Source organism: Pseudomonas rhizozeae (assembly GCF_031583775.1).
Classification (GTDB): domain Bacteria; phylum Pseudomonadota; class Gammaproteobacteria; order Pseudomonadales; family Pseudomonadaceae; genus Aquipseudomonas.
The window spans coordinates 1-18,533 of the sequence record NZ_JAVLSB010000061.1; the positions used below are offsets into that span (position 1 = coordinate 1).

Consider the following 18,533-nt stretch of genomic DNA (forward strand, 5'->3'; position numbering starts at 1 on the left):
GGCATGCCGAGCCTTAGCGAGGCACCGAATGGAGGGGATCAAAAAGCGCTTGGTTACTTGGCGCTTTTCCAAGTAACCCGCTGTAAGAGCGGAACCAATTCTAGCCATCACCAGAGAAATCGATATGTACACCTGCAAAATCTCTAGTGACTAAGCAGAAGTCATCGCTGGCAAGCCAGCTCCCACAGGGTTCTGCGTCGTGCACAGAAACATCATCCACCCCAAACACTCTGGGAGCTGCGGTGCGACGATTCGACTTGCCAGCGATGAGGCCCGCACTAGCCATGGAGATGTATTGCCTGACAGTACGCCTTCGTCGGAACGCCGCCCGGAGCAAGCCCGCTCTCACCTTGGAATGCCATCCAGAGTGGGAGCGAGCCTGCTCGCGAAGTGGGCGACTCGGTCTTGGAGAATTACTCCAGCGCAGACGCCGGACCGAAGAACTCGTAACGACTTTGCTTCTCCGGTACGCCCAGGGCTTTGAGGTGGCGCTTGATCGCCGCCATGAAGCCTTTAGGGCCCAGGAAGTAAGCGTCCAGGTCACGCTGCTCAGGCAACCACTCGGCCAGTTTCTCCTGGGTCAGGTAACCGACGCTGTGCGCCGCCGGGCTGAGGCCATCGTCTTCGGCGTAGCAGTAGAAGCGTTGGAGCTGTGGATAACGTTCGGCCAGAGTGTCGATCACGTCGCGGAAGGCGTGCACGCCGCCGTTGCGCGCGCAGTGGATAAAGTGCACCGGACGCTCGGTTTCCAGTGCCGCTTCGAGCATCGCCAGGGTCGGGGTGATGCCGACGCCGCCACTGATCAGCACCAATGGCTTGTCGCTGTCAGTCAGCACGAATTCGCCCGACGGAGTGAACAGTTGAATGCTGTCGCCGACGTTGAGGTTATCGTGCAAGTGGTTCGAAGCGCGGCCGCCGGGTTCGCGTTTGACGCTGATGCGGTACTGGCTGTTGCTCGGGCGCGCCGACAGCGAATAATTGCGGCGGATTTCCTCGCCGTCGAGGAACAGCTTCATACCAATGTATTGCCCCGGTGCGGCATCCAGAATCTGGCCCTTGTCTGCCGGCTCAAAGTAGAACGACACGATCTCGGCGCTCTCTTGCACTTTCTTCGCGACGATGAATTCCCGCGCCCCGCGCCAGCCGCCAGGCGCCTGGGCTTTTTGCTCGTAGATCGACGCTTCGGCGCCGATCAGGATATCGGCCAACTGGCCGTAGGCAGCGCCCCAGGCGGCGATGACTTCAGGGGTGGCGATTTCTTCGCCCAGCACTTCAGCGATGGCGCGCAGCAGGCAGCTGCCGACGATCGGGTAGTGTTCCGGCAAAATTTGCAGGGCCACGTGCTTGTTGATGATCTTGGCCACCAGGTCGCCCAGTTGGTCGAGCTGGTCGATATGCCGTGCGTACATCAACACGCCGTTGGCCAGGGCCCGAGGCTGGTCGCCGCTGGCCTGGTGCGCCTGGTTGAACAGTGGGCGCACTTCCGGGAACTCGGACAGCAGCATCCGGTAGAAGTGAGTGATGAGGGCTTCGCCGCCGCTTTCGAGCAGTGGCACAGTGGATTTAACGATGGCACGATCTTGAACGCTAAGCATGGAAGGCACTCCGGTGTTTTAGTGTGTTTGTCGTTTAGATATCAGGTTCCGTGCCAAAAAATTAATCTATGTAAATCAATCAGTTAAAAATATATTAGTCATATCGACACTGACAGATTTATAGTCAGCGCGACTACACGGAGTCACTATGACTGCAAAACTACTGCTTACCACGCTGTTGCCCCTGGTCTCCGACCTGTCCCGCGAACTGCCTGAGAGCGAGCGCTACCGCCGCCTGCTCGAAGCCATGCGCGCCCTGCTGCCCTGCGACGCCACCGCGCTGTTGCGCATTGACGGCGAATGGCTGGTGCCGTTAGCCGTCGATGGCTTGAGCACTGACACCTTGGGCCGGCGCTTCAAGATCAGCGAACACCCGCGCTTCGAGGCGCTGCTCAGCCATCCGGGGCCCACCCGTTTTGCCGCCGACAGCGACCTGCCAGACCCTTATGACGGGTTGGTCGATGGCCTCGACGATCACCTCGAAGTGCACGACTGCATGGGTTGCCCGTTGTTCGTCGACGAACGCCCATGGGGCTTGCTGACCCTCGACGCCCTCGACCCGCAGCAACTGGAACCGGTCGAACTCGACACCCTGCAAGCCTTCGCCAGCCTGGCCGCCGCCACGGTGAACGCCGCCGAGCGCATCCAGCGTCTGTCCAATCGCGCCGAAGACGAGCGCCAGCGCGCCGAGGTCTATCGCCAGGCCAGCGGCCAGCAGAACCGCGAGATGATCGGCCAGAGCAAGGCGCATAAACGCCTGGTGGAAGAGATCAACCTGGTGGGCGGCAGCGACTTGACCGTATTGATCACCGGGGAAACCGGGGTGGGCAAGGAGCTGGTGGCGCAAGCCATTCACGCCGCCTCGCGCCGCGCCGACAAACCGATCATCAGCCTCAACTGCGCCGCCCTGCCCGACACCCTGGTGGAAAGCGAACTGTTCGGCCACGTGCGCGGTGCCTTCACCGGCGCCACCAGTGACCGTCGCGGCAAGTTCGAACTGGCCAACGGCGGCACGCTGTTCCTTGATGAAGTGGGCGAACTGTCGCTGACCGTGCAGGCCAAGCTGTTGCGCGTGTTGCAGAGCGGCCAATTGCAACGTCTGGGCTCGGACAAGGAACACCAGGTGGACGTGCGCCTGATCGCCGCGACCAACCGCGACCTCGCCGAAGAAGTGCGCAGCGGTCGCTACCGGGCCGACTTCTACCACCGCTTGAGCGTCTACCCGCTGCTGGTGCCGGCCCTGCGTGATCGCGGCCGCGACGTGTTGCTGCTCAGCGGTTACTTCCTCGAACAGAACCGCTCGCGCATGGGGCTTAACAGCCTGCGCCTGAACGCCGATGCCCAGGCCTCGCTACTGGCTTACAGCTGGCCGGGCAACGTCCGGGAGCTGGAACATTTGATCGGCCGCAGCGCCCTCAAAGCCTTGGGCAATTGCAAGGAACGGCCGAAGATCCTGAGCCTTAGCGCCAGCGACCTCGACTTGCCCCACGGCAATGTCGATTCACCGGAGCAAGCGGCGGCCGAAAGCCAGGCTCCGGCGCCGCTGATCTCCGGTGACCTGCGTGAAGCCACGGAAAACTACCAGCGCCAACTGATCGCAGCCAGCCTCGAGCGACACTCGCACAACTGGGCCAGCGCCGCCCGTGAACTGGGCCTGGACCGGGCCAACCTGGGACGGATGGCCAAGCGCTTGGGCATGAAATGAAGCGCTCTCGCCACAAAGGGTCGGTGTTTGCCGGTTCACCTAAAGCCTGTCGGTGACAGGTCGATAACCCGATATCAAGCGCTGTCGGCAAGCCCCGCGCTCGCCGTTACCTTTTCCACAGAAGGTTTTTATGTCCACCACCAAAGCCCGCGCAGACTCCCTCTCGCTTCTGCTGTTTACCTTGCGCAGCGGCAAGCTGATGGCGATCAACCTGCTCAAAGTCAGTGAAATCATCCCCTGCCCGCCGCTGACCAAACTTCCGGAAGCGCATCCGCACGTCAAAGGCATCGCTACCCTGCGCGGTAACTCGCTGTCGGTGATCGACCTGAGCCGCGCGATTGGCGAACGGCCGCTGCTCGACCCGGACGGCGGCTGCCTGATCGTCACCGACGTCAGCCGTTCCAAACAGGGTTTGCATGTGCAGGCCGTGAGCAAGATCGTGCATTGCCTGACCACCGACATCCGCCCGCCGCCCTTCGGCTCTGGCGGTGTGCGCTCATACATTACGGGCGTGACCTCGGTGGACGGCACCCTGGTGCAGGTGCTGGATATCGAGAAAGTCATCCACGGCATCGCCCCGGCGCAGATCGAAATGGCGCCGACCGAGCTGAGCATGGAAGACGCCGAAGTGCTGGGCAACGCGCGCATCCTGGTGGTCGATGACAGCCAGGTGGCGCTACAGCAATCGGTGCACACCCTGCGCAACCTTGGGCTGCAATGCCACACCGCGCGCAGTGCGAAGGAGGCCATCGATTGCCTGCTCGACCTGCAAGGCACGGCGCAGCAGATCAACCTGATTGTCTCGGACATCGAAATGTCTGAGATGGACGGCTATGCGTTCACCCGCACCCTGCGCGAGACCCCGGACTTTGCGCACCTGTATGTGCTGCTGCACACCTCCCTGGACAGCGCAATGAATGCCGAGAAGGCCCGGCTGGCCGGGGCGAATGCGGTGCTGACCAAGTTCTCTTCGCCAGAGTTGACCAAGTGCCTGATCGACGCCGCCAAAGCGGTGGCCCAGGGTCACTGACATGAGCGAGACCTGGTGCCTGCTGATGCGCCGCGACCTCGGCGCACCTTTGCCGCTGGCGACGTGGCCGGCCAACGTGCGCGTCACCACTTACGGCGCGCAGCACGCCGAAGCGATCCATCGCTTGATGGCGCTCGGCGAACGTGAAGGTGGCGGGCGCGTGCCAGCGTTGGAAGTCTGGCGCGAACGCTTCGACAGCGACCCTGAATACGATCCAGCGCTGTGCTTCATCGCCCAGGATGAACAAGGCATCGTCGGCGTGGCGCAGTGCTGGACCAGCGCCTACATCAAGAACCTGGTGGTGCACCCGCGCGCGCAGGGCCAAGGTCTGGGCCGGGCGTTGCTGCTGCATGCGTTCAAAGTGTTCCAACTGCGCCGCGAAGGCTTTGTCGACCTCAAGGTGCTGGAAGACAACCAGCGCGCCCGGCGCCTGTATCAAAGCGCCGGAATGCGCGTGGTGCGGCGCGAAGAAGTCACGGCCTGACGGGATATTGAGGCGCGACTTTCGCGAGCAGGCTCGCTTCCACCGGTGAGCGCGTTCGAGGTGAAGCGAGCCTGGTCGCGGAGAAGCCATCACTGGCGAACTCAATCGCCTCGGCACACTCCAACCCAGGACAAAAACCCCCTCAAGGATGCCGCACCCATGAAAGCCCTGACCGCTACCCTCTTCTGCCTCACCGCCCTGGCCACCCAGGCGCAGGCTTCCAGCAGCGATGCCTGGGCCGATTACTACAAAGCCATGAACGAAAGCTGCGTCACCGCCAGTGGCCTGAAAAACGTCAAAGCCGTGGGCAAACCCGCTGAATACGACGACCGTGTCGACTACGCCGCCGTGCTGCTGCAAGGCACTTACCCGCAAAAACACATGAAGGGCGCCGCCGGCACCGAGCTGTGCCTGTACAACAAAAAAAGCAAAACCGCCTACATCACCGAGTGGGATTCGATCCGCCCGGCCGGCAAGACCAAGTAAAGCGCCACAACGGCTGGCGCATAACTTGCTTCGACTGCGGCCCTCGCGGTGATTTTCTGGCACCGCTTCATGCACTCACCTGCGACCGGCCGCTCAATGAATACAACGTTCTCCTGCGTAGGTTGTGGCAAATGCTGCAACGACCACCACGTGCCCCTGACCCTGGCCGAAGCCCGCATGTGGGCGGCGGATGGCGGCCAGGTGATCGTGCTGGTGGAAGGTTTTCTCGGCAATGGCCTGGGCTTGCCGGCGCAGCAACGCGAGCACGCCGAACGGCGTTCGGTGACCGTGCACAGCGGTTCGACCGAGGCGCATGTCGCCATCACCTTCGCCGCGTACAACGTCGGCCCCTGTCGGAATCTTGACGAAGACAACCTGTGCCGCATCTACGACCGCCGGCCGCTGGTGTGTCGTATCTATCCGATGGAAATCAACCCGCACATCCCGCTCAACCCCGCCATCAAGGAATGCCCGCCGGAGTCCTGGGAGCAAGGTCCGGAGCTGATTATCGGCGGCGAACTGGTCGACCAGGAACTGGCGCAGCTGATTCAGCGTTCACGCCAGGCCGATCGCGATGATGTGCACACCAAAGACATGATCTGCGCACTGCTGGGCATCCGCACCACCGCACTCAAGGGCGACGGCTTTACCGCCTACCTGCCGGACATGAGCGCATTCGCCACGGTGATCGATCAAGTGCAACGCCAGCCTGTTGCCGCCGCCGACAGCGCGTGGCAATTCCATGTGTCGGGCGACGACATCGCCGCACAAGTCACCGCTGCCGGCGCGCTAGTGGTGACCGAAGTGCCGGTGAACTACGCGTTTATCTCGCTGCGCGCGGCATGATTCTTTAACTCGCCGCGATGGCCACGCATTCGACTTCAACGCGCGCATCCAGCACCAACTGCCTGGCGGCAAACGTCGTGCGCGCCGGTAACCGGTCCTGCGGGAAGTAACGGCTATACACCGCGTTCATGGCCGCGAAATCCTTGATGTCCGCCAGGATCACAGTGCACTTGGCGACGTTATCCAATGAGGAACCGGCGCGTTGCAGCGCTGAACTCAAGTTGTCCATGGTCTGGACCATTTCCGGGGTGATGCCGCCCTTGACCAGATCACCCGCAGCGTTCAACCCCAGCACGCCACTGAGGTAAAGCGTCGGCCCTACCTTGACCGCGTCCGAGAACGGCAAACCCTCCGCGTTGCGCAAATAGCGCGACGATGCCGCCGCAGTAGGTGGCAGGTAACGCTCGGTGATGCGCTGGTATTTGCCGTTGTGCTTGAGCCGTGCGAGGGCGGCGTTCAAATCGTCGCGTAAACGGCTGTCGTCCTTGCGCACGGCGATCGCCACGCCGCTGCCGAGCATGGGATCGTCTATCGCCGGGGCGAAAAAGCCGTAAGCCTCACCGCGAGCCTGGTTCAACAGGGCATGGCTGATTTCGATGGAGTCTTGCAGGGTGACGTCGATTTCACCGGCCAGCAGGCTGCTGATCAACTGTTCGTTGAGGTCGAAGCTGCGCACCTCGACACCCATGGGTGCCCATCGGGCTTGGGCATAGGCTTCACGGCTGGTGCCGGCCAACACACCAAGGCGCACACCTTTGAGCGTCAGCAGGTCGGCGCCGGGGTTCCAGTCCTTGCGCGCCACCAGGCGACTGCTCAGCGGGTAGAGGTTGTCGGTGAACGCCAGCCGCTGTCGGCGCGCTGGCGTGGCGGTCATCGGCATGATTGCGTCGAAGCGTTTGGCTTGCAGGGCGTCGATGTTGGTGGCGTAAGGCTGGTCGACCCATTCGCAGCGGGTGTTGAGTTCGGCGCACAGCGCATTGCCCAGCTCGATGTTCAGGCCCACCAGCGCGCCTTGCTCATCACGGCTTTCGAAGGGCGGCACCAAGGCTTCGACGCCGAACCGGATCGGCTCGACGGTTGATGAAACGCACCCAGTGATTAACGACATCAGACAGAGCAGCAATGGAAATTTGAGCACAAACATCTTGGCAGCCTTCATTGAGGATTATCGAACCCGCAGAACGCGGGTACGAATCTTCAATGAGTGCCTATCGATGTTCCCAGAGGGCTAATCGCCGATGCTTGTGGGAATCGTCTCGGTAGACGACTGAATTTTCCCCAACGCTGTTGTCAGCGTTTGCCCATCGAGCGACGGGTGCCCGGTGGCGCGGCGCCTGGGGTTTTGGTGTGGCCGTTCTTGGCGCCGTTTTTGTACCACGGCTGGCTGGCAGGCTTGGCCGCAGCCAGGTCGCCGGGCTTGAACGGAAACTTGAAGGCAGGGATAGCGGGCGGAGTCGCGCCGTCGAGGCTGTCGGGCAGCTCGGCCTGGTCGTCCGCTGGGGCGTCAACCGACGGTTGTTTCGGGGAAGTCATGAAAGCTCCGGGTGGTGCACACAAGTGTCGAGCCCGGTGGATGGGCGCGAAAAGGTCGGCAGTATAGCGGTAGATGCGGCGGGAAGCTGCAAGCGGTCTGTCGGGTTTTGTGGAGGCAGGTTTGCCGCCATCGCTGGCAAGCCAGCTCCCACAGGGTCAGAGGTGTACGCAAAATAGGTGAATGACGCCAAAACCTGTGGGAGCTGCGGTGCGACGGCTCGACGTGCCAGCGATGAGCGATAACGTCTTCGCGAGCAGGCTCGCTCCCACAGATGAAATTGCGTAGGGCCTTGGTGGGAGCGAGCCTGCTCGCGAAGAACGATAACGCGGTCCTCCGGTAAACTGACGATGCCAAACTGACAGCGCTGTCAGTTAGCCGTCACCCTGCTGACCCGGTGACAGGGCTATAACAAGCAGATAACCCTGCCACACTTCCCATTCACCTGACCCTGGCGCCTCACCCGCATGCGAATCCCCAAGAAAACCGCCCTGATCATTGGCCTGTTGATCGTCGTGGGTGCTGTCGGTCTCTGGCTCGCGACCAAACCGGCGGCCACCAAACTGGCGGCACCGACGGCGGTTCCGGTGCGCGTGGTCAGCGTGGCGCAGAAGGACGTGCCGCGTTTCGTCAGTGGCATCGGCTCGGTGTTGTCGCTGCACAGTGTGGTGATTCGCCCGCAGATCGACGGCATTCTCACCAAGTTGCTGGTGAAGGAAGGGCAATTGGTCAACAAAGGGGATTTGCTCGCTACCATCGATGATCGCTCGATCCGCGCCAGCCTCGACCAGGCCAAGGCGCAATTGGGCGAAAGCCAGGCGCAGTTGCAAGTGGCGCAGGTCAACCTCAAGCGCTACAAGCTGCTCAGCGTCGATGACGGTGTGTCGAAGCAGACCTACGACCAGCAACAAGCCTTGGTCAACCAGCTCAAAGCGACCTTGCAAGGCAACCAGGCAGCGATCGACGCGGCGCAGGTGCAGTTGTCCTACACGCAGATTCGTTCGCCGGTCACCGGTCGGGTCGGGATTCGCACGGTGGACGAAGGCAATTTCCTGCGCATGAGCGACACCCAAGGGCTGTTCTCAGTGACGCAGATCGACCCGATTGCCGTGGAGTTCTCCCTGCCGCAACAGATGCTGCCGGTCCTGCAGGACTTGGTCGGCGATCCTACTCGTGCGCAGGTAAAAGCCTACATCGGCGCCGACACCGACGGTGAAACCGGCAATCTGCTGGGCGACGGCCATTTGACCCTGATCGACAACCAGATCAGCGCCAACACCGGGACCATCCGCGCCAAGGCAGAATTCAACAATCCCAAGCAGAAGCTCTGGCCCGGCCTGCTGGTGACGGTGAAAGTGCAGACTGCGCTGGAGAAGAATGCGCTGGTGGTGCCGCCCACTGTCGTTCAACGGGGCATGGATCAACACTTCGTTTACCGGGTCAACGGCGACAAGGTTGAAACCGTGCAAGTGCAGATGATTGACCAGGGCAGTGGCCAGGACATCATCAAAGGTGTGAAAGCCGGTGATGTGTTGGTCAGCGATGGCCAGTCTCGGCTCAAACCCGGCTCGCAAGTGCAGGTACTGACCGAGCCGCCGCAAGTGGTGCAGACGGGCGCGCAGGTGCAGCCATGAAGGGCCAGGGCTCGATCTCCGCGTGGTGCGTCAACCACCCGGTGGCGACCATCCTGCTGACCTTCGCCCTGGTATTGCTGGGTGCGATTGCTTTTCCACGGCTACCGATCGCCCCTTTGCCGGAGGCGGAATTCCCCACCATCCAGGTTGCGGCGCAACTGCCCGGCGCCAGCCCGGAAACCATGGCGTCGTCGGTGGCCACGCCACTGGAGGTGCAATTCAGCGCCATCCCCGGCGTGACGCAAATGACATCCAGCAGTGCCCTGGGCTCGACCAACCTGACCCTGCAATTCACCCTCAACAAAAGCATCGACACCGCCGCCCAGGAAGTGCAAGCGGCGATCAACACTGCGGCCGGCAAACTGCCGAAAGACATGCCTACCCTGCCGACCTGGCGAAAGGTCAACCCGGCTGACAGCCCGGTGCTGATCCTCAGCGTCAGCTCCACGCAAATGCCCGGTACCGAACTCAGTGACCTGGTGGAAACCCTGCTCTCGCGTCAGATCAGCCAGATCAACGGCGTAGGCCAGATCAACATCACCGGTCAGCAACGTCCGGCGATCCGCGTGCAAGTGTCCGCCGACAAACTGGCTGCCATCGGTCTGACCCTGGCGGACATTCGCCTGGCGATCCAGCAAACCAGCCTCAACCTGGCCAAAGGCGCGCTGTATGGCGAGTCGAGCATTTCCACGCTGTCGACCAACGACCAGTTGTTCCACCCCGATGACTACAGCCAGTTGATCGTTTCCTACAAGGACGGCGCCCCGGTTCACCTGAAGGATGTCGCCAAAGTCGTCAACGGTTCGGAAGATGCCTACGTGCAGGCCTGGGCCGGGGATCGGCCGGGGGTCAACCTGGTAATTTCCCGGCAACCGGGGGCGAACATCGTCGAGACCGTGGAGCGCATCCAAGCGGCGCTGCCGGGGCTGGAAGCGATGTTGCCGGCCTCGGTGCAGGTGAAAGTGCTGGTGGACCGCACGCAAACCATTCGCGCCTCGCTGCATGAAGTGGAAATCACCCTGCTGATCGCGATTCTACTGGTGGTGGCGGTGATGGCGCTGTTCCTGCGTCAATTGTCGGCCACGCTGATTGTCTCGGCGGTGCTCGGGGTGTCGCTGATCGCCAGTTTCGCCTTGATGTACGTGATGGGTTTCAGCCTGAACAACCTGACGCTGGTGGCGATCGTGGTGGCCGTGGGGTTTGTGGTCGACGATGCGATCGTGGTGGTGGAGAACATTCACCGCCACCTCGAGGCCGGCGATGGCATGCGCGAGGCGGCGATCAAGGGCGCCGGGGAAATCGGCTTCACCGTGGTGTCGATCAGTTTCTCGCTGGTGGCGGCGTTTATTCCGCTGCTGTTCATGGGCGGCGTGGTCGGGCGACTGTTCAAGGAGTTCGCCCTGACCGCCACCGCAACCATACTGATTTCGGTGGTGGTCTCGCTGACCTTGGCGCCAACCTTGGCCGCGCTGTTCATGAAAGCGCCGGTGCAGCACGCGCACGCTAAAAAGGGCTTCGCCGAGCGCTTGCTGGCCTGGTACGAAAAAGGCCTGCGCAAAGCCCTGGCCCATCAGAAGTTGATGATCGGCGTGTTCGGCCTCTCGGTGCTGCTGGCGGTGGGCGGTTACATTTTCATTCCCAAAGGCTTCTTCCCGGTACAAGACACCGGCTTCGTGCTCGGGACGACCGAGGCTGCCGCGGACATTTCCTTCAACGACATGGTGAAAAAACACAAGGCGATGGCCGAAATCGTCGCCGCCGACCCGGCCGTGCAGGCGTTCTCCCATTCGGTGGGTGTGTCGGGCAACAACCAGACCATCGCCAACGGGCGCTTCTGGATCTCGCTGAAACAACGGAGCGACCGCGATGTGTCGGCCAGTCAGTTCATCGACCGCATTCGCCCGAAACTGATGGCAGTGCCGGGCATCGTCCTGTACTTGCGTGCCGGCCAGGACATCAACCTCAGCTCCGGGCCGAGCCGCGCGCAGTATCAATACGTGCTCAAGAGCAACGACGGCCCGACGCTCAGCACCTGGACTCAACGCCTGACCGAGAAACTGCGGGCCAACCCGGCGTTTCGCGATATTTCCAACGATTTGCAACTGGGCGGCAGCATCACCCACATCAGCATCGACCGCAGCGCGGCGGCGCGATTTGGCCTGACCGCCAGCGATGTCGATGAAGCGCTGTACGACGCCTTCGGCCAGCGGCAGATCAACGAATTCCAGACTGAAATCAATCAGTACAACGTGATTCTGGAGCTGGACACCAAACAACGCGGCAAGGCCGAAAGCCTCAATTATTTCTACTTGCGCTCGCCGCTCAGCGGGGAAATGGTCCCGCTGTCGGCACTGGCGCGGTTCGATGCGCCGACGGTCGGGCCGCTGTCCATCGCCCATGACGGGATGTTCCCGGCCGCCAACCTGTCGTTCAACCTGGCGCCCGGCGTGGCACTCGGCGATGCGGTGATTTTGCTCAACCAGGCCAAGGCTGACATCGGCATGCCGACGGCGATCAGCGGCAACTTCCAGGGCGCGGCGCAGGCGTTCCAGAGTTCGCTGGCCAGCCAACCGTGGCTGATTCTCGCGGCGCTGGTGGCGGTGTACATCATCTTGGGCGTGCTTTATGAGAGTTTTGTCCATCCACTGACAATTATCTCGACGTTGCCGGCGGCAGGCCTGGGCGCGGTGATCATGTTGTGGCTGTGCGGCCAGGACTTCTCGATCATGGCGCTGATCGGCCTGGTGCTGCTGATCGGTATCGTCAAGAAAAACGGCATCCTGATGATCGACTTCGCCCTCGACGCCCAGCGCAATGGCGGGATGGCACCGGAAGAAGCGATTTACCAGGCCTGTATCACGCGGTTCCGGCCGATCATTATGACCACCCTCGCCGCCCTGCTCGGCGCCCTGCCGCTGATGCTCGGCTACGGCGCCGGGGCGGAATTGCGCCAGCCGCTGGGGATCGCGGTGGTCGGCGGGCTGCTGGTGAGCCAGATGCTGACGCTGTTTACCACGCCGGTCATATACTTGTGGCTTGAGCGGCTATTTCATGGGCCCAAGCCAGTGCCGACCACGGCCCTGGCCACCACAGACTGAGGCGGGGTCATGCGCGTTCTGATTATCGAAGACGAAGAAAAAACCGCGGATTACCTGCACCGCGGCCTGACGGAACAGGGCTATACCGTGGACCTGGCGCGGGACGGCATCGAAGGCCTGCACCTGGCGCTGGAAAGTGACTACGCGGTGATCGTCCTCGACGTGATGTTGCCGGGCCTGGACGGCTTCGGTGTGCTACGCGCATTGCGGGCGCGCAAGCAAACCCCGGTGATCATGCTCACCGCCCGCGAGCGCGTTGAAGACCGGATCAAGGGCCTGCGCGACGGCGCCGACGATTACCTGGGCAAGCCGTTTTCCTTCCTTGAACTGGTGGCCCGCCTGCAAGCCCTGACCCGCCGCAGCGGCGGCCACGAACCGGTGCAGGTGAGCATCGCCGATTTGTGGATCGACCTGATCAGCCGCAAAGCCACCCGCGCCGGCGCGCGCCTGGACCTGACCGCCAAAGAGTTTTCGTTGCTCAGTGTGCTGGCACGGCGCCAGGGAGAAATCCTCTCGAAAACCGCGATCGCCGAGATGGTCTGGGACATCAATTTCGACAGCGACGCGAATGTCGTCGAAGTGGCGATCAAACGCCTGCGGGCCAAGCTTGACGGGCCTTTCGAGGAAAAACTGCTGCACACCATCCGTGGCATGGGCTATGTGCTGGAGAGCCGCAGTGTCCACTAACAGCATCGCCCTGCGGCTCAGCGGCATGTTCACCCTGGTGGCGCTGCTGGTGTTCCTGTTGATCGGCGGGGCCTTGTACCAACAGGTCGACCGTGGCCTGGGCCTGTTGCCGGAAGCGGAACTCGATGCGCGCTACAGCGTGCTCGAATCCACGGTCGGGCGCTACGGCACGCCCGAGCATTGGGTGAAGATCAACAACAAGCTCAAGTTGCTGGGCGAGGAAGACAAGCGCATCCGCTTCTGGATCACCAGCGGCGACCCGCGCTACGAATACGGCAACCTGACGCCGCATATCCGCGCGTTCGCACAAGGGCCGCTGGGCATGCGCGACATGACGTTGCCCGACCAACCGTATCCGCTGAAAGTGCTGGTCAGTGAGTTCCCGGCCAAGGACCAGCGCCCGCCGCTGCGCTTCATGATCGGCATCGACACCGAGACGTTTTTCCATACCCAGCATCAGTTGCTGATCGCGCTGATTGGCCTGGCGATTGTCGGGGTACTGATGGCCTCGGCGCTGGGCTATTGGGTGGCGCGCATTGGCCTCAAGCCGTTGATCAAGCTGTCCCAGGAGGCACAGCGCCTGGCCCCGCCCCTGCGCGCCGGCCGTTTGCGGCTGTCGCCGCTGCCGCCGGAGTTGAGCCAGTTTGTCAGCTCGTTCAACTCGACCCTGGAACGGGTTGAACAGGCTTATTCGCGCCTGGAGTCGTTCAACGCTGACGTCGCCCATGAATTGCGCTCGCCGCTGACCAATCTGATCGGGCAGACCCAGGTCGCGCTGACCCGCGGGCGCTCGGCGGAACATTACTTCGAAGTGTTGCAATCGAACCTCGAAGAGCTGGAACGCTTGCGCTCGATCATCAATGACATGCTGTTCCTGGCCAGCGCCGACCAGGGAAGCAAAGCCACCAAACTCACCAGCACCTCGCTGGCCGACGAAGTGGCGACCACCCTCGAATACCTGGACTTCATCCTTGAAGATGCTCAGGTGCAGGTCAAAGTCAGCGGCGATGCGCAGGTGCAGATCGAAATCGCGCACCTGCGCCGGGCGTTGATTAATCTGTTGAGTAACGCGGTGCAACACACCGAGCCAGGCCAAGTGATCGAGGTGCACATCGAAGTGCAGGAGCACCAGGTCAGCATCGGCGTGGCCAATCCCGGCATGCCGATTGCCAGCGAGCACCTGCCGCGCCTGTTCGAGCGTTTCTACCGGGTCGATGCCTCACGGGCCAACAGCGGCAATAACCACGGTTTGGGGCTGGCGATCGTCAAAGCGATTGCGCTGATGCACGGCGGCGATGTGTTTGTGCGCAGCGACCGGGGCATGAACACCTTCGGGATTTATTTGCCGGTTTGATCCCACTGCCTATGGCCATGCAAGATTCCTTTTCGGTAAAGCAGTCCCCTGTGGCCTTCCACAACATTGTGCACGCGAAGCCGCATAAGCTTTCCGGCCTTCCACCGCGATCATGGCGTGTCTGTTGCAGGAGCTACGCTGATAGGAGTTCGCTGATATCCCGTTCAGCCGAGGCGATCCATGATGTCGAACCGCACGACTGCCGCCGACCCGGGGCGCACCCGACGATCCGAGTGGCTGCTGATGCTCGGGAGCGCGCTGACGGCGGTGGCGATTGTCTGCATTGTGACCTTCCTGCTGATCCGCGAACACGCGAACGCACAAATCACTGCGAGCCGCAGCGCCGGTAACCTCGCGCAACTGATCGATGCCGACGTGCTGCGTAATGTCGAGTTGTATGACTTGACCCTGCAAGGCTTGATCGCCGCCGCGCAGCGGGATGACTTGAAGCAGGTGGCACCGCAGATCCGCCACCTGGTGCTGTTTGACCGTTCCACCGCCACGCGTTTCAAGGGCGATATCCTGCTGCTGGACCAGTACGGCGAAGTGGTCGCGGACTCCTCGGCACTGGAGCCGAAACCCGCCAACCACGCCGATCGCGATTACTACCTGGCCCATGCGTTCAACCGCGACACCGGCATGTTCATCAGCCGCCCGTACAAGCACCGCTGCGATTGCGACGAACGAGATGAATGGCGCATCAGTTTCAGCCGGCGCATTCAATCGTCCAGCGGTGAGTTTCTCGGTGTGGCGGTAGCGTCGATGCGCCTGGCGTACTTCGACCAACTGTTCAACAGCCTGAACATCGGCCATGGCAGCACCCTCAACGTGATCAGCCACGAAGGCATCCTGCTCGGGCAAAAACCACATCTGGAAAACGGCTCGATTGGCCGTGATTTTTCCAGCCGGCCCAATGTGGTGCGCATCCTGCGCCAGGGCAGCGGCACGTTCAGCAGTGTGTCGAGCGTGGATCGCGCCGAACGCCTGTACACTTTTTCCAAGGTCGGCAATTTGCCCATCACGGTGATCGTCGCGCTGTCGCGGGATGAGATCTTCGCCCCTTGGCAACGCACGGCGGCCGTGGTGATCGGCGCCACTGGCGTGCTGTGCGTCGCCCTGCTCTGGCTGGCTCGGCTGCTGAGCCGCGAGTTACGGTTGCGGCGCAAAGCCGAACGTGAGCTGGCGCAACTGGCCGCCACAGACGAGCTGACCGGCGTGGCCAACCGCCGGACGCTGGACCTGACCCTGCGCCACGAATGGTTCCGCGCGTTGCGCTCGACGCAGCCATTGTCGCTGCTGATGATCGACGCCGATCGCTTCAAGGCTTTCAACGACCGCTACGGCCACCCTCAGGGCGACGAAGCACTGCGGCGGCTGGCCCGGGTGATCCGCGAAACCATCCGCCGCCCGGCCGACCTGGTGGCGCGCTACGGCGGCGAGGAGTTCTCCGTGGTGCTGCCGGAAACCGATGCCGACGGCGCGATGAACATGGCCGAGCGCATTCGCCTGGCGGTGGAACACTTGCCGCCCTTGCCCAGCGATGCCCCGCCAATGACCGTGAGCATTGGCGTAAGCACTTGGGCCGGCGACCCGGAGGCGAACCCGGAACGGCTGTTGTTCAACGCCGACCGAGCGCTGTACCAGGCCAAGGAAGCCGGGCGCAATCGGGTGGTCGCTGGCTGAAGCCCTCACAGGAAATGCGTTATCAACGGGCATAAAAAAAGGCCACCCAAAGGTGGCCTTTAAAAAACTAGAGAGGTTTTTTTACTTACACCGCCGCAACAGGGCGCATGTAAGAGATCGGTGCGGTGCTGGCGTCTTCGAACGTCACCACTTCCCAGGCATCTGTCTGCTCAATCAACTTGCGCAGCAGCTGGTTGTTCAGTGCATGGCCGGACTTGAAGCCCTTGAACTCACCAATCAGGCTATTGCCCAGCAGGTAGAGATCGCCAATTGCATCGAGGATCTTGTGCTTCACGAATTCGTCTTCATAGCGAAGGCCGTCTTCGTTCAGTACGCCATCCGCGTCGACCACGATAGCGTTCTCAACGCTGCCGCCGAGTGCGAGGTTGTGCTTGCGCAGGTACTCGATATCACTCATGAAACCAAAGGTACGGGCGCGGCTGACTTCTTTTACGAACGAAGTGCTGGAAAAATCCACGCTTGCACTTTGGGTCCGGTCACGGAACACCGGGTGATCGAAATCGATCTCGAAACTCACCTTGAAACCTTCAAAAGGGACGAAAGTGGCGCGCTTGTCGCCGTCTTCCACAGTCACTTCACGCAGGATGCGGATGAATTTCTTGGCGGCGTCCTGCTCTTCCAGGCCGGCCGATTGAATCAGGAATACGAAGGGTCCAGCGCTACCATCCATGATCGGGACTTCGGACGCGGAGAGCTCGACGTAGGCGTTATCGATGCCCAGGCCAGCCATGGCCGAGAGCAAGTGCTCCACCGTGTCCACCTTGACGTCACCGTTGACCAGCGTGGTCGACATCGTGGTTTCGCCAACGTTTTCCGCGCGAGCAGGAATCTGCACCGCAGGGTCCAGATCGGCACGAACAAACACGATGCCGGTGTCGATAGGTGCCGGCTTGAGGGTCAGGTAAACCTTCTCCCCGGAGTGCAGGCCGACACCTGTGGCACGGATAATATTTTTCAGTGTGCGTTGTTTAATCATGGCTTGGGCCGCTTCAGCGCAAATTGCGAACTGGTATCAACAAAGGCTGGCGATGATAGCAGACCAGACCTTTGCTGAACACCAATCACCTTCATAGCCCTGATACATTCCATCAATCAGCCTGACGACGCAGGAAGGCTGGAATGTCCAGGTAGTCCAGGTCATCTTGCGGATTCATCTTCGCGGCAGTCGCAGCACCGGCCTGAGCCTGGTTGCGCATGACGGTCGGACGATCCAGATCACGGTAATTCACCGCTGGCTGCTCCTGACGCGCAGGGGCTTGCTGTTGCGGTTGCGAAGCCATGGAGGTGTGAACGGTGTTGTCGATGACCTTCACAGGCTTCTCGATTTTCGCGCCCAGACCGGTGGCAACCACGGTGACGTGCAGCTCGTCGCGCATGTCCGGATCGATGACGGTGCCGACCTTGACCATGGCGTGCTCGGAAGCGAAGGCTTCAATGATGCTACCCACGTCGGAGTACTCACCCAGGGACAGGTCAGGACCGGCGGTGATGTTCACCAGGATGCCGCGTGCGCCTTGCAGGTTCACGTCTTCGAGCAACGGGTTGCGGATCGCCGCTTCCGTGGCTTCACGTGCACGGTTCGGACCGCTGGCGCAGCCAGTGCCCATCATCGCCATGCCCATTTCGCTCATCACGGTGCGTACGTCGGCGAAGTCGACGTTGATCATGCCAGGACGCTTGATGATGTCGGAGATACCGCGAACGGCACCGGCCAGCACATCGTCAGCCTTGGCGAACGCGGACAGCAGGCTCGCGTCTTTGCCCAGGATGGTCAGCAGTTTCTCGTTGGGAATAGTGATCAACGAGTCGACGCTTTCAGACAGCAGACGGATGCCTTCGTCGGCGATCTGCATGCGCTTGCGACCTTCGAACGGGAACGGACGGGTCACCACCGCAACGGTGAGAATGCCCATTTCCTTGGCCACTTCGGCAATGATCGGGGCCGCACCGGTACCGGTACCGCCGCCCATGCCGGTGGTGATGAACACCATGTTGGTGCCTTGCAGGACTTCGGCAATGCGCTCGCGATCTTCCAGCGCGGCTTGACGGCCGACTTCAGGGTTGGCGCCAGCGCCCAGACCCTTGGTCACGCCAGTGCCCAATTGCAGGATGGTCCGCGCGCCGATGGATTTCAGCGCCTGGGCATCAGTGTTGGCGCAGATGAATTCAACGCCTTCAATGTTGCTCTTGACCATATGGTTGACAGCGTTGCCGCCGCCTCCGCCAACACCGATGACTTTAATGACCGGGCTTGCGGGGATGTTGTCTACGAGTTCGAACATGTTCCCTCTCCTTACGTTCTCTAGTTTTTTTTCGCCTACTGCGTGTATTGCGGTGCTACTCGAATCGGTACTGCATGTTTCGGTACTGCGGTAATTC

Annotated in this window: 15 protein-coding genes; 10 read left to right on the top strand and 5 right to left on the bottom strand. The window is 61.6% G+C overall.

The genetic code is table 11. From position 1 onward, the window contains the following. Positions 1-413 precede the first annotated feature (413 nt). A complete protein-coding gene (gene hmpA, locus RG836_RS21570) occupies positions 414-1,595 on the bottom strand; it encodes an NO-inducible flavohemoprotein (protein ID WP_310849375.1) in 1,182 nt (393 codons plus the stop codon). 148 nt (positions 1,596-1,743) lie between these two features. On the opposite strand from hmpA, the gene norR reads away from it, so the two are divergent. The 5 genes from norR to RG836_RS21595 all read left to right on the top strand — a co-directional run bounded on the left by norR (position 1,744) and on the right by RG836_RS21595 (position 6,146). Further along, positions 1,744-3,300 (top strand): nitric oxide reductase transcriptional regulator NorR, encoded by a 1,557-nt coding sequence (gene norR, locus RG836_RS21575; protein ID WP_310849376.1) that lies wholly within the window; start codon positions 1,744-1,746, stop codon positions 3,298-3,300. 130 nt (positions 3,301-3,430) lie between these two features. Beyond that, positions 3,431-4,330, top strand: coding sequence for a chemotaxis protein CheV (locus RG836_RS21580; RefSeq protein WP_310849377.1), 900 nt, complete (start codon positions 3,431-3,433; stop codon positions 4,328-4,330). A 1-nt stretch (position 4,331) separates the two neighbouring features. Further along, entirely contained in the window at positions 4,332-4,814 is a 483-nt protein-coding gene (locus tag RG836_RS21585; RefSeq protein WP_310849378.1) for a GNAT family N-acetyltransferase, read from the top strand. 159 nt (positions 4,815-4,973) lie between these two features. Continuing rightward, a complete protein-coding gene (locus tag RG836_RS21590) occupies positions 4,974-5,300 on the top strand; it encodes a hypothetical protein (RefSeq protein ID WP_310849379.1) in 327 nt (108 codons plus the stop codon). Between the two features lie 96 nt (positions 5,301-5,396). Further along, on the top strand, positions 5,397-6,146 hold the full coding sequence (locus tag RG836_RS21595) for a YkgJ family cysteine cluster protein (RefSeq protein ID WP_310849380.1): 750 nt from the start codon (positions 5,397-5,399) through the stop codon (positions 6,144-6,146). Between the two features lie 4 nt (positions 6,147-6,150). Here the strand turns inward: RG836_RS21595 and RG836_RS21600 are convergent, their stop codons facing one another. Beyond that, on the bottom strand, positions 6,151-7,290 hold the full coding sequence (locus RG836_RS21600) for a transporter substrate-binding domain-containing protein (protein ID WP_310849382.1): 1,140 nt from the start codon (positions 7,288-7,290) through the stop codon (positions 6,151-6,153). Positions 7,291-7,436: 146 nt separating this feature from the next. Beyond that, positions 7,437-7,679: a hypothetical protein gene (locus RG836_RS21605; protein WP_310849384.1), complete on the bottom strand. Its 243-nt coding sequence runs from the start codon at positions 7,677-7,679 to the stop codon at positions 7,437-7,439. Positions 7,680-8,144: 465 nt separating this feature from the next. Between RG836_RS21605 and RG836_RS21610 the strand changes: the two genes are divergently transcribed. From RG836_RS21610 to RG836_RS21630, 5 genes are all read left to right on the top strand, one after another. Further along, on the top strand, positions 8,145-9,311 hold the full coding sequence (locus tag RG836_RS21610; protein WP_310849385.1) for an efflux RND transporter periplasmic adaptor subunit: 1,167 nt from the start codon (positions 8,145-8,147) through the stop codon (positions 9,309-9,311). Then, positions 9,308-12,409 (top strand): multidrug efflux RND transporter permease subunit, encoded by a 3,102-nt coding sequence (locus RG836_RS21615; protein WP_310849386.1) that lies wholly within the window; start codon positions 9,308-9,310, stop codon positions 12,407-12,409. Before RG836_RS21610 ends, RG836_RS21615 begins: the two co-directional genes overlap by 4 nt. A gap of 9 nt (positions 12,410-12,418) precedes the next feature. Further along, positions 12,419-13,096, top strand: coding sequence for a heavy metal response regulator transcription factor (locus RG836_RS21620; protein ID WP_310849387.1), 678 nt, complete (start codon positions 12,419-12,421; stop codon positions 13,094-13,096). Beyond that, positions 13,086-14,450, top strand: coding sequence for a heavy metal sensor histidine kinase (locus tag RG836_RS21625; protein ID WP_310849389.1), 1,365 nt, complete (start codon positions 13,086-13,088; stop codon positions 14,448-14,450). Before RG836_RS21620 ends, RG836_RS21625 begins: the two co-directional genes overlap by 11 nt. A 180-nt stretch (positions 14,451-14,630) precedes the next feature. Next, positions 14,631-16,133 carry a GGDEF domain-containing protein gene (locus RG836_RS21630; protein WP_310849391.1) on the top strand — a complete coding sequence of 501 codons (1,503 nt, stop codon included), beginning with the start codon at positions 14,631-14,633 and terminating at the stop codon, positions 16,131-16,133. Between the two features lie 85 nt (positions 16,134-16,218). Here RG836_RS21630 and lpxC read toward each other — a convergent pair whose 3' ends face one another. Then, the gene (gene lpxC, locus RG836_RS21635) at positions 16,219-17,130 is read right to left on the bottom strand and encodes a UDP-3-O-acyl-N-acetylglucosamine deacetylase (RefSeq protein ID WP_310849394.1); all 912 of its coding nucleotides are present in this window, start codon (positions 17,128-17,130) and stop codon (positions 16,219-16,221) included. 112 nt (positions 17,131-17,242) lie between these two features. Beyond that, complete coding sequence (gene ftsZ / locus RG836_RS21640) at positions 17,243-18,436, bottom strand: cell division protein FtsZ (protein WP_310849395.1); 1,194 nt, start codon at positions 18,434-18,436, stop codon at positions 17,243-17,245. Positions 18,437-18,533: the final 97 nt, after the last annotated feature.

Excerpts from the sequence above, each read along its gene's own strand:
- hmpA (WP_310849375.1), bottom strand. The coding sequence starts at position 1,595 with ATGCTTAGCGTTCAAGATCGTGCCATCGTTAAATCCACTGTGCCACTG.
- norR (WP_310849376.1), top strand. The coding sequence starts at position 1,744 with ATGACTGCAAAACTACTGCTTACCACGCTGTTGCCCCTGGTCTCCGAC.
- RG836_RS21580 (WP_310849377.1), top strand. The coding sequence starts at position 3,431 with ATGTCCACCACCAAAGCCCGCGCAGACTCCCTCTCGCTTCTGCTGTTT.
- RG836_RS21585 (WP_310849378.1), top strand. The coding sequence starts at position 4,332 with ATGAGCGAGACCTGGTGCCTGCTGATGCGCCGCGACCTCGGCGCACCT.
- RG836_RS21590 (WP_310849379.1), top strand. The coding sequence starts at position 4,974 with ATGAAAGCCCTGACCGCTACCCTCTTCTGCCTCACCGCCCTGGCCACC.
- RG836_RS21595 (WP_310849380.1), top strand. The coding sequence starts at position 5,397 with ATGAATACAACGTTCTCCTGCGTAGGTTGTGGCAAATGCTGCAACGAC.
- RG836_RS21600 (WP_310849382.1), bottom strand. The coding sequence starts at position 7,290 with ATGTTTGTGCTCAAATTTCCATTGCTGCTCTGTCTGATGTCGTTAATC.
- RG836_RS21605 (WP_310849384.1), bottom strand. The coding sequence starts at position 7,679 with ATGACTTCCCCGAAACAACCGTCGGTTGACGCCCCAGCGGACGACCAG.
- RG836_RS21610 (WP_310849385.1), top strand. The coding sequence starts at position 8,145 with ATGCGAATCCCCAAGAAAACCGCCCTGATCATTGGCCTGTTGATCGTC.
- RG836_RS21615 (WP_310849386.1), top strand. The coding sequence starts at position 9,308 with ATGAAGGGCCAGGGCTCGATCTCCGCGTGGTGCGTCAACCACCCGGTG.
- RG836_RS21620 (WP_310849387.1), top strand. The coding sequence starts at position 12,419 with ATGCGCGTTCTGATTATCGAAGACGAAGAAAAAACCGCGGATTACCTG.
- RG836_RS21630 (WP_310849391.1), top strand. The coding sequence starts at position 14,631 with ATGATGTCGAACCGCACGACTGCCGCCGACCCGGGGCGCACCCGACGA.
- lpxC (WP_310849394.1), bottom strand. The coding sequence starts at position 17,130 with ATGATTAAACAACGCACACTGAAAAATATTATCCGTGCCACAGGTGTC.
- ftsZ (WP_310849395.1), bottom strand. The coding sequence starts at position 18,436 with ATGTTCGAACTCGTAGACAACATCCCCGCAAGCCCGGTCATTAAAGTC.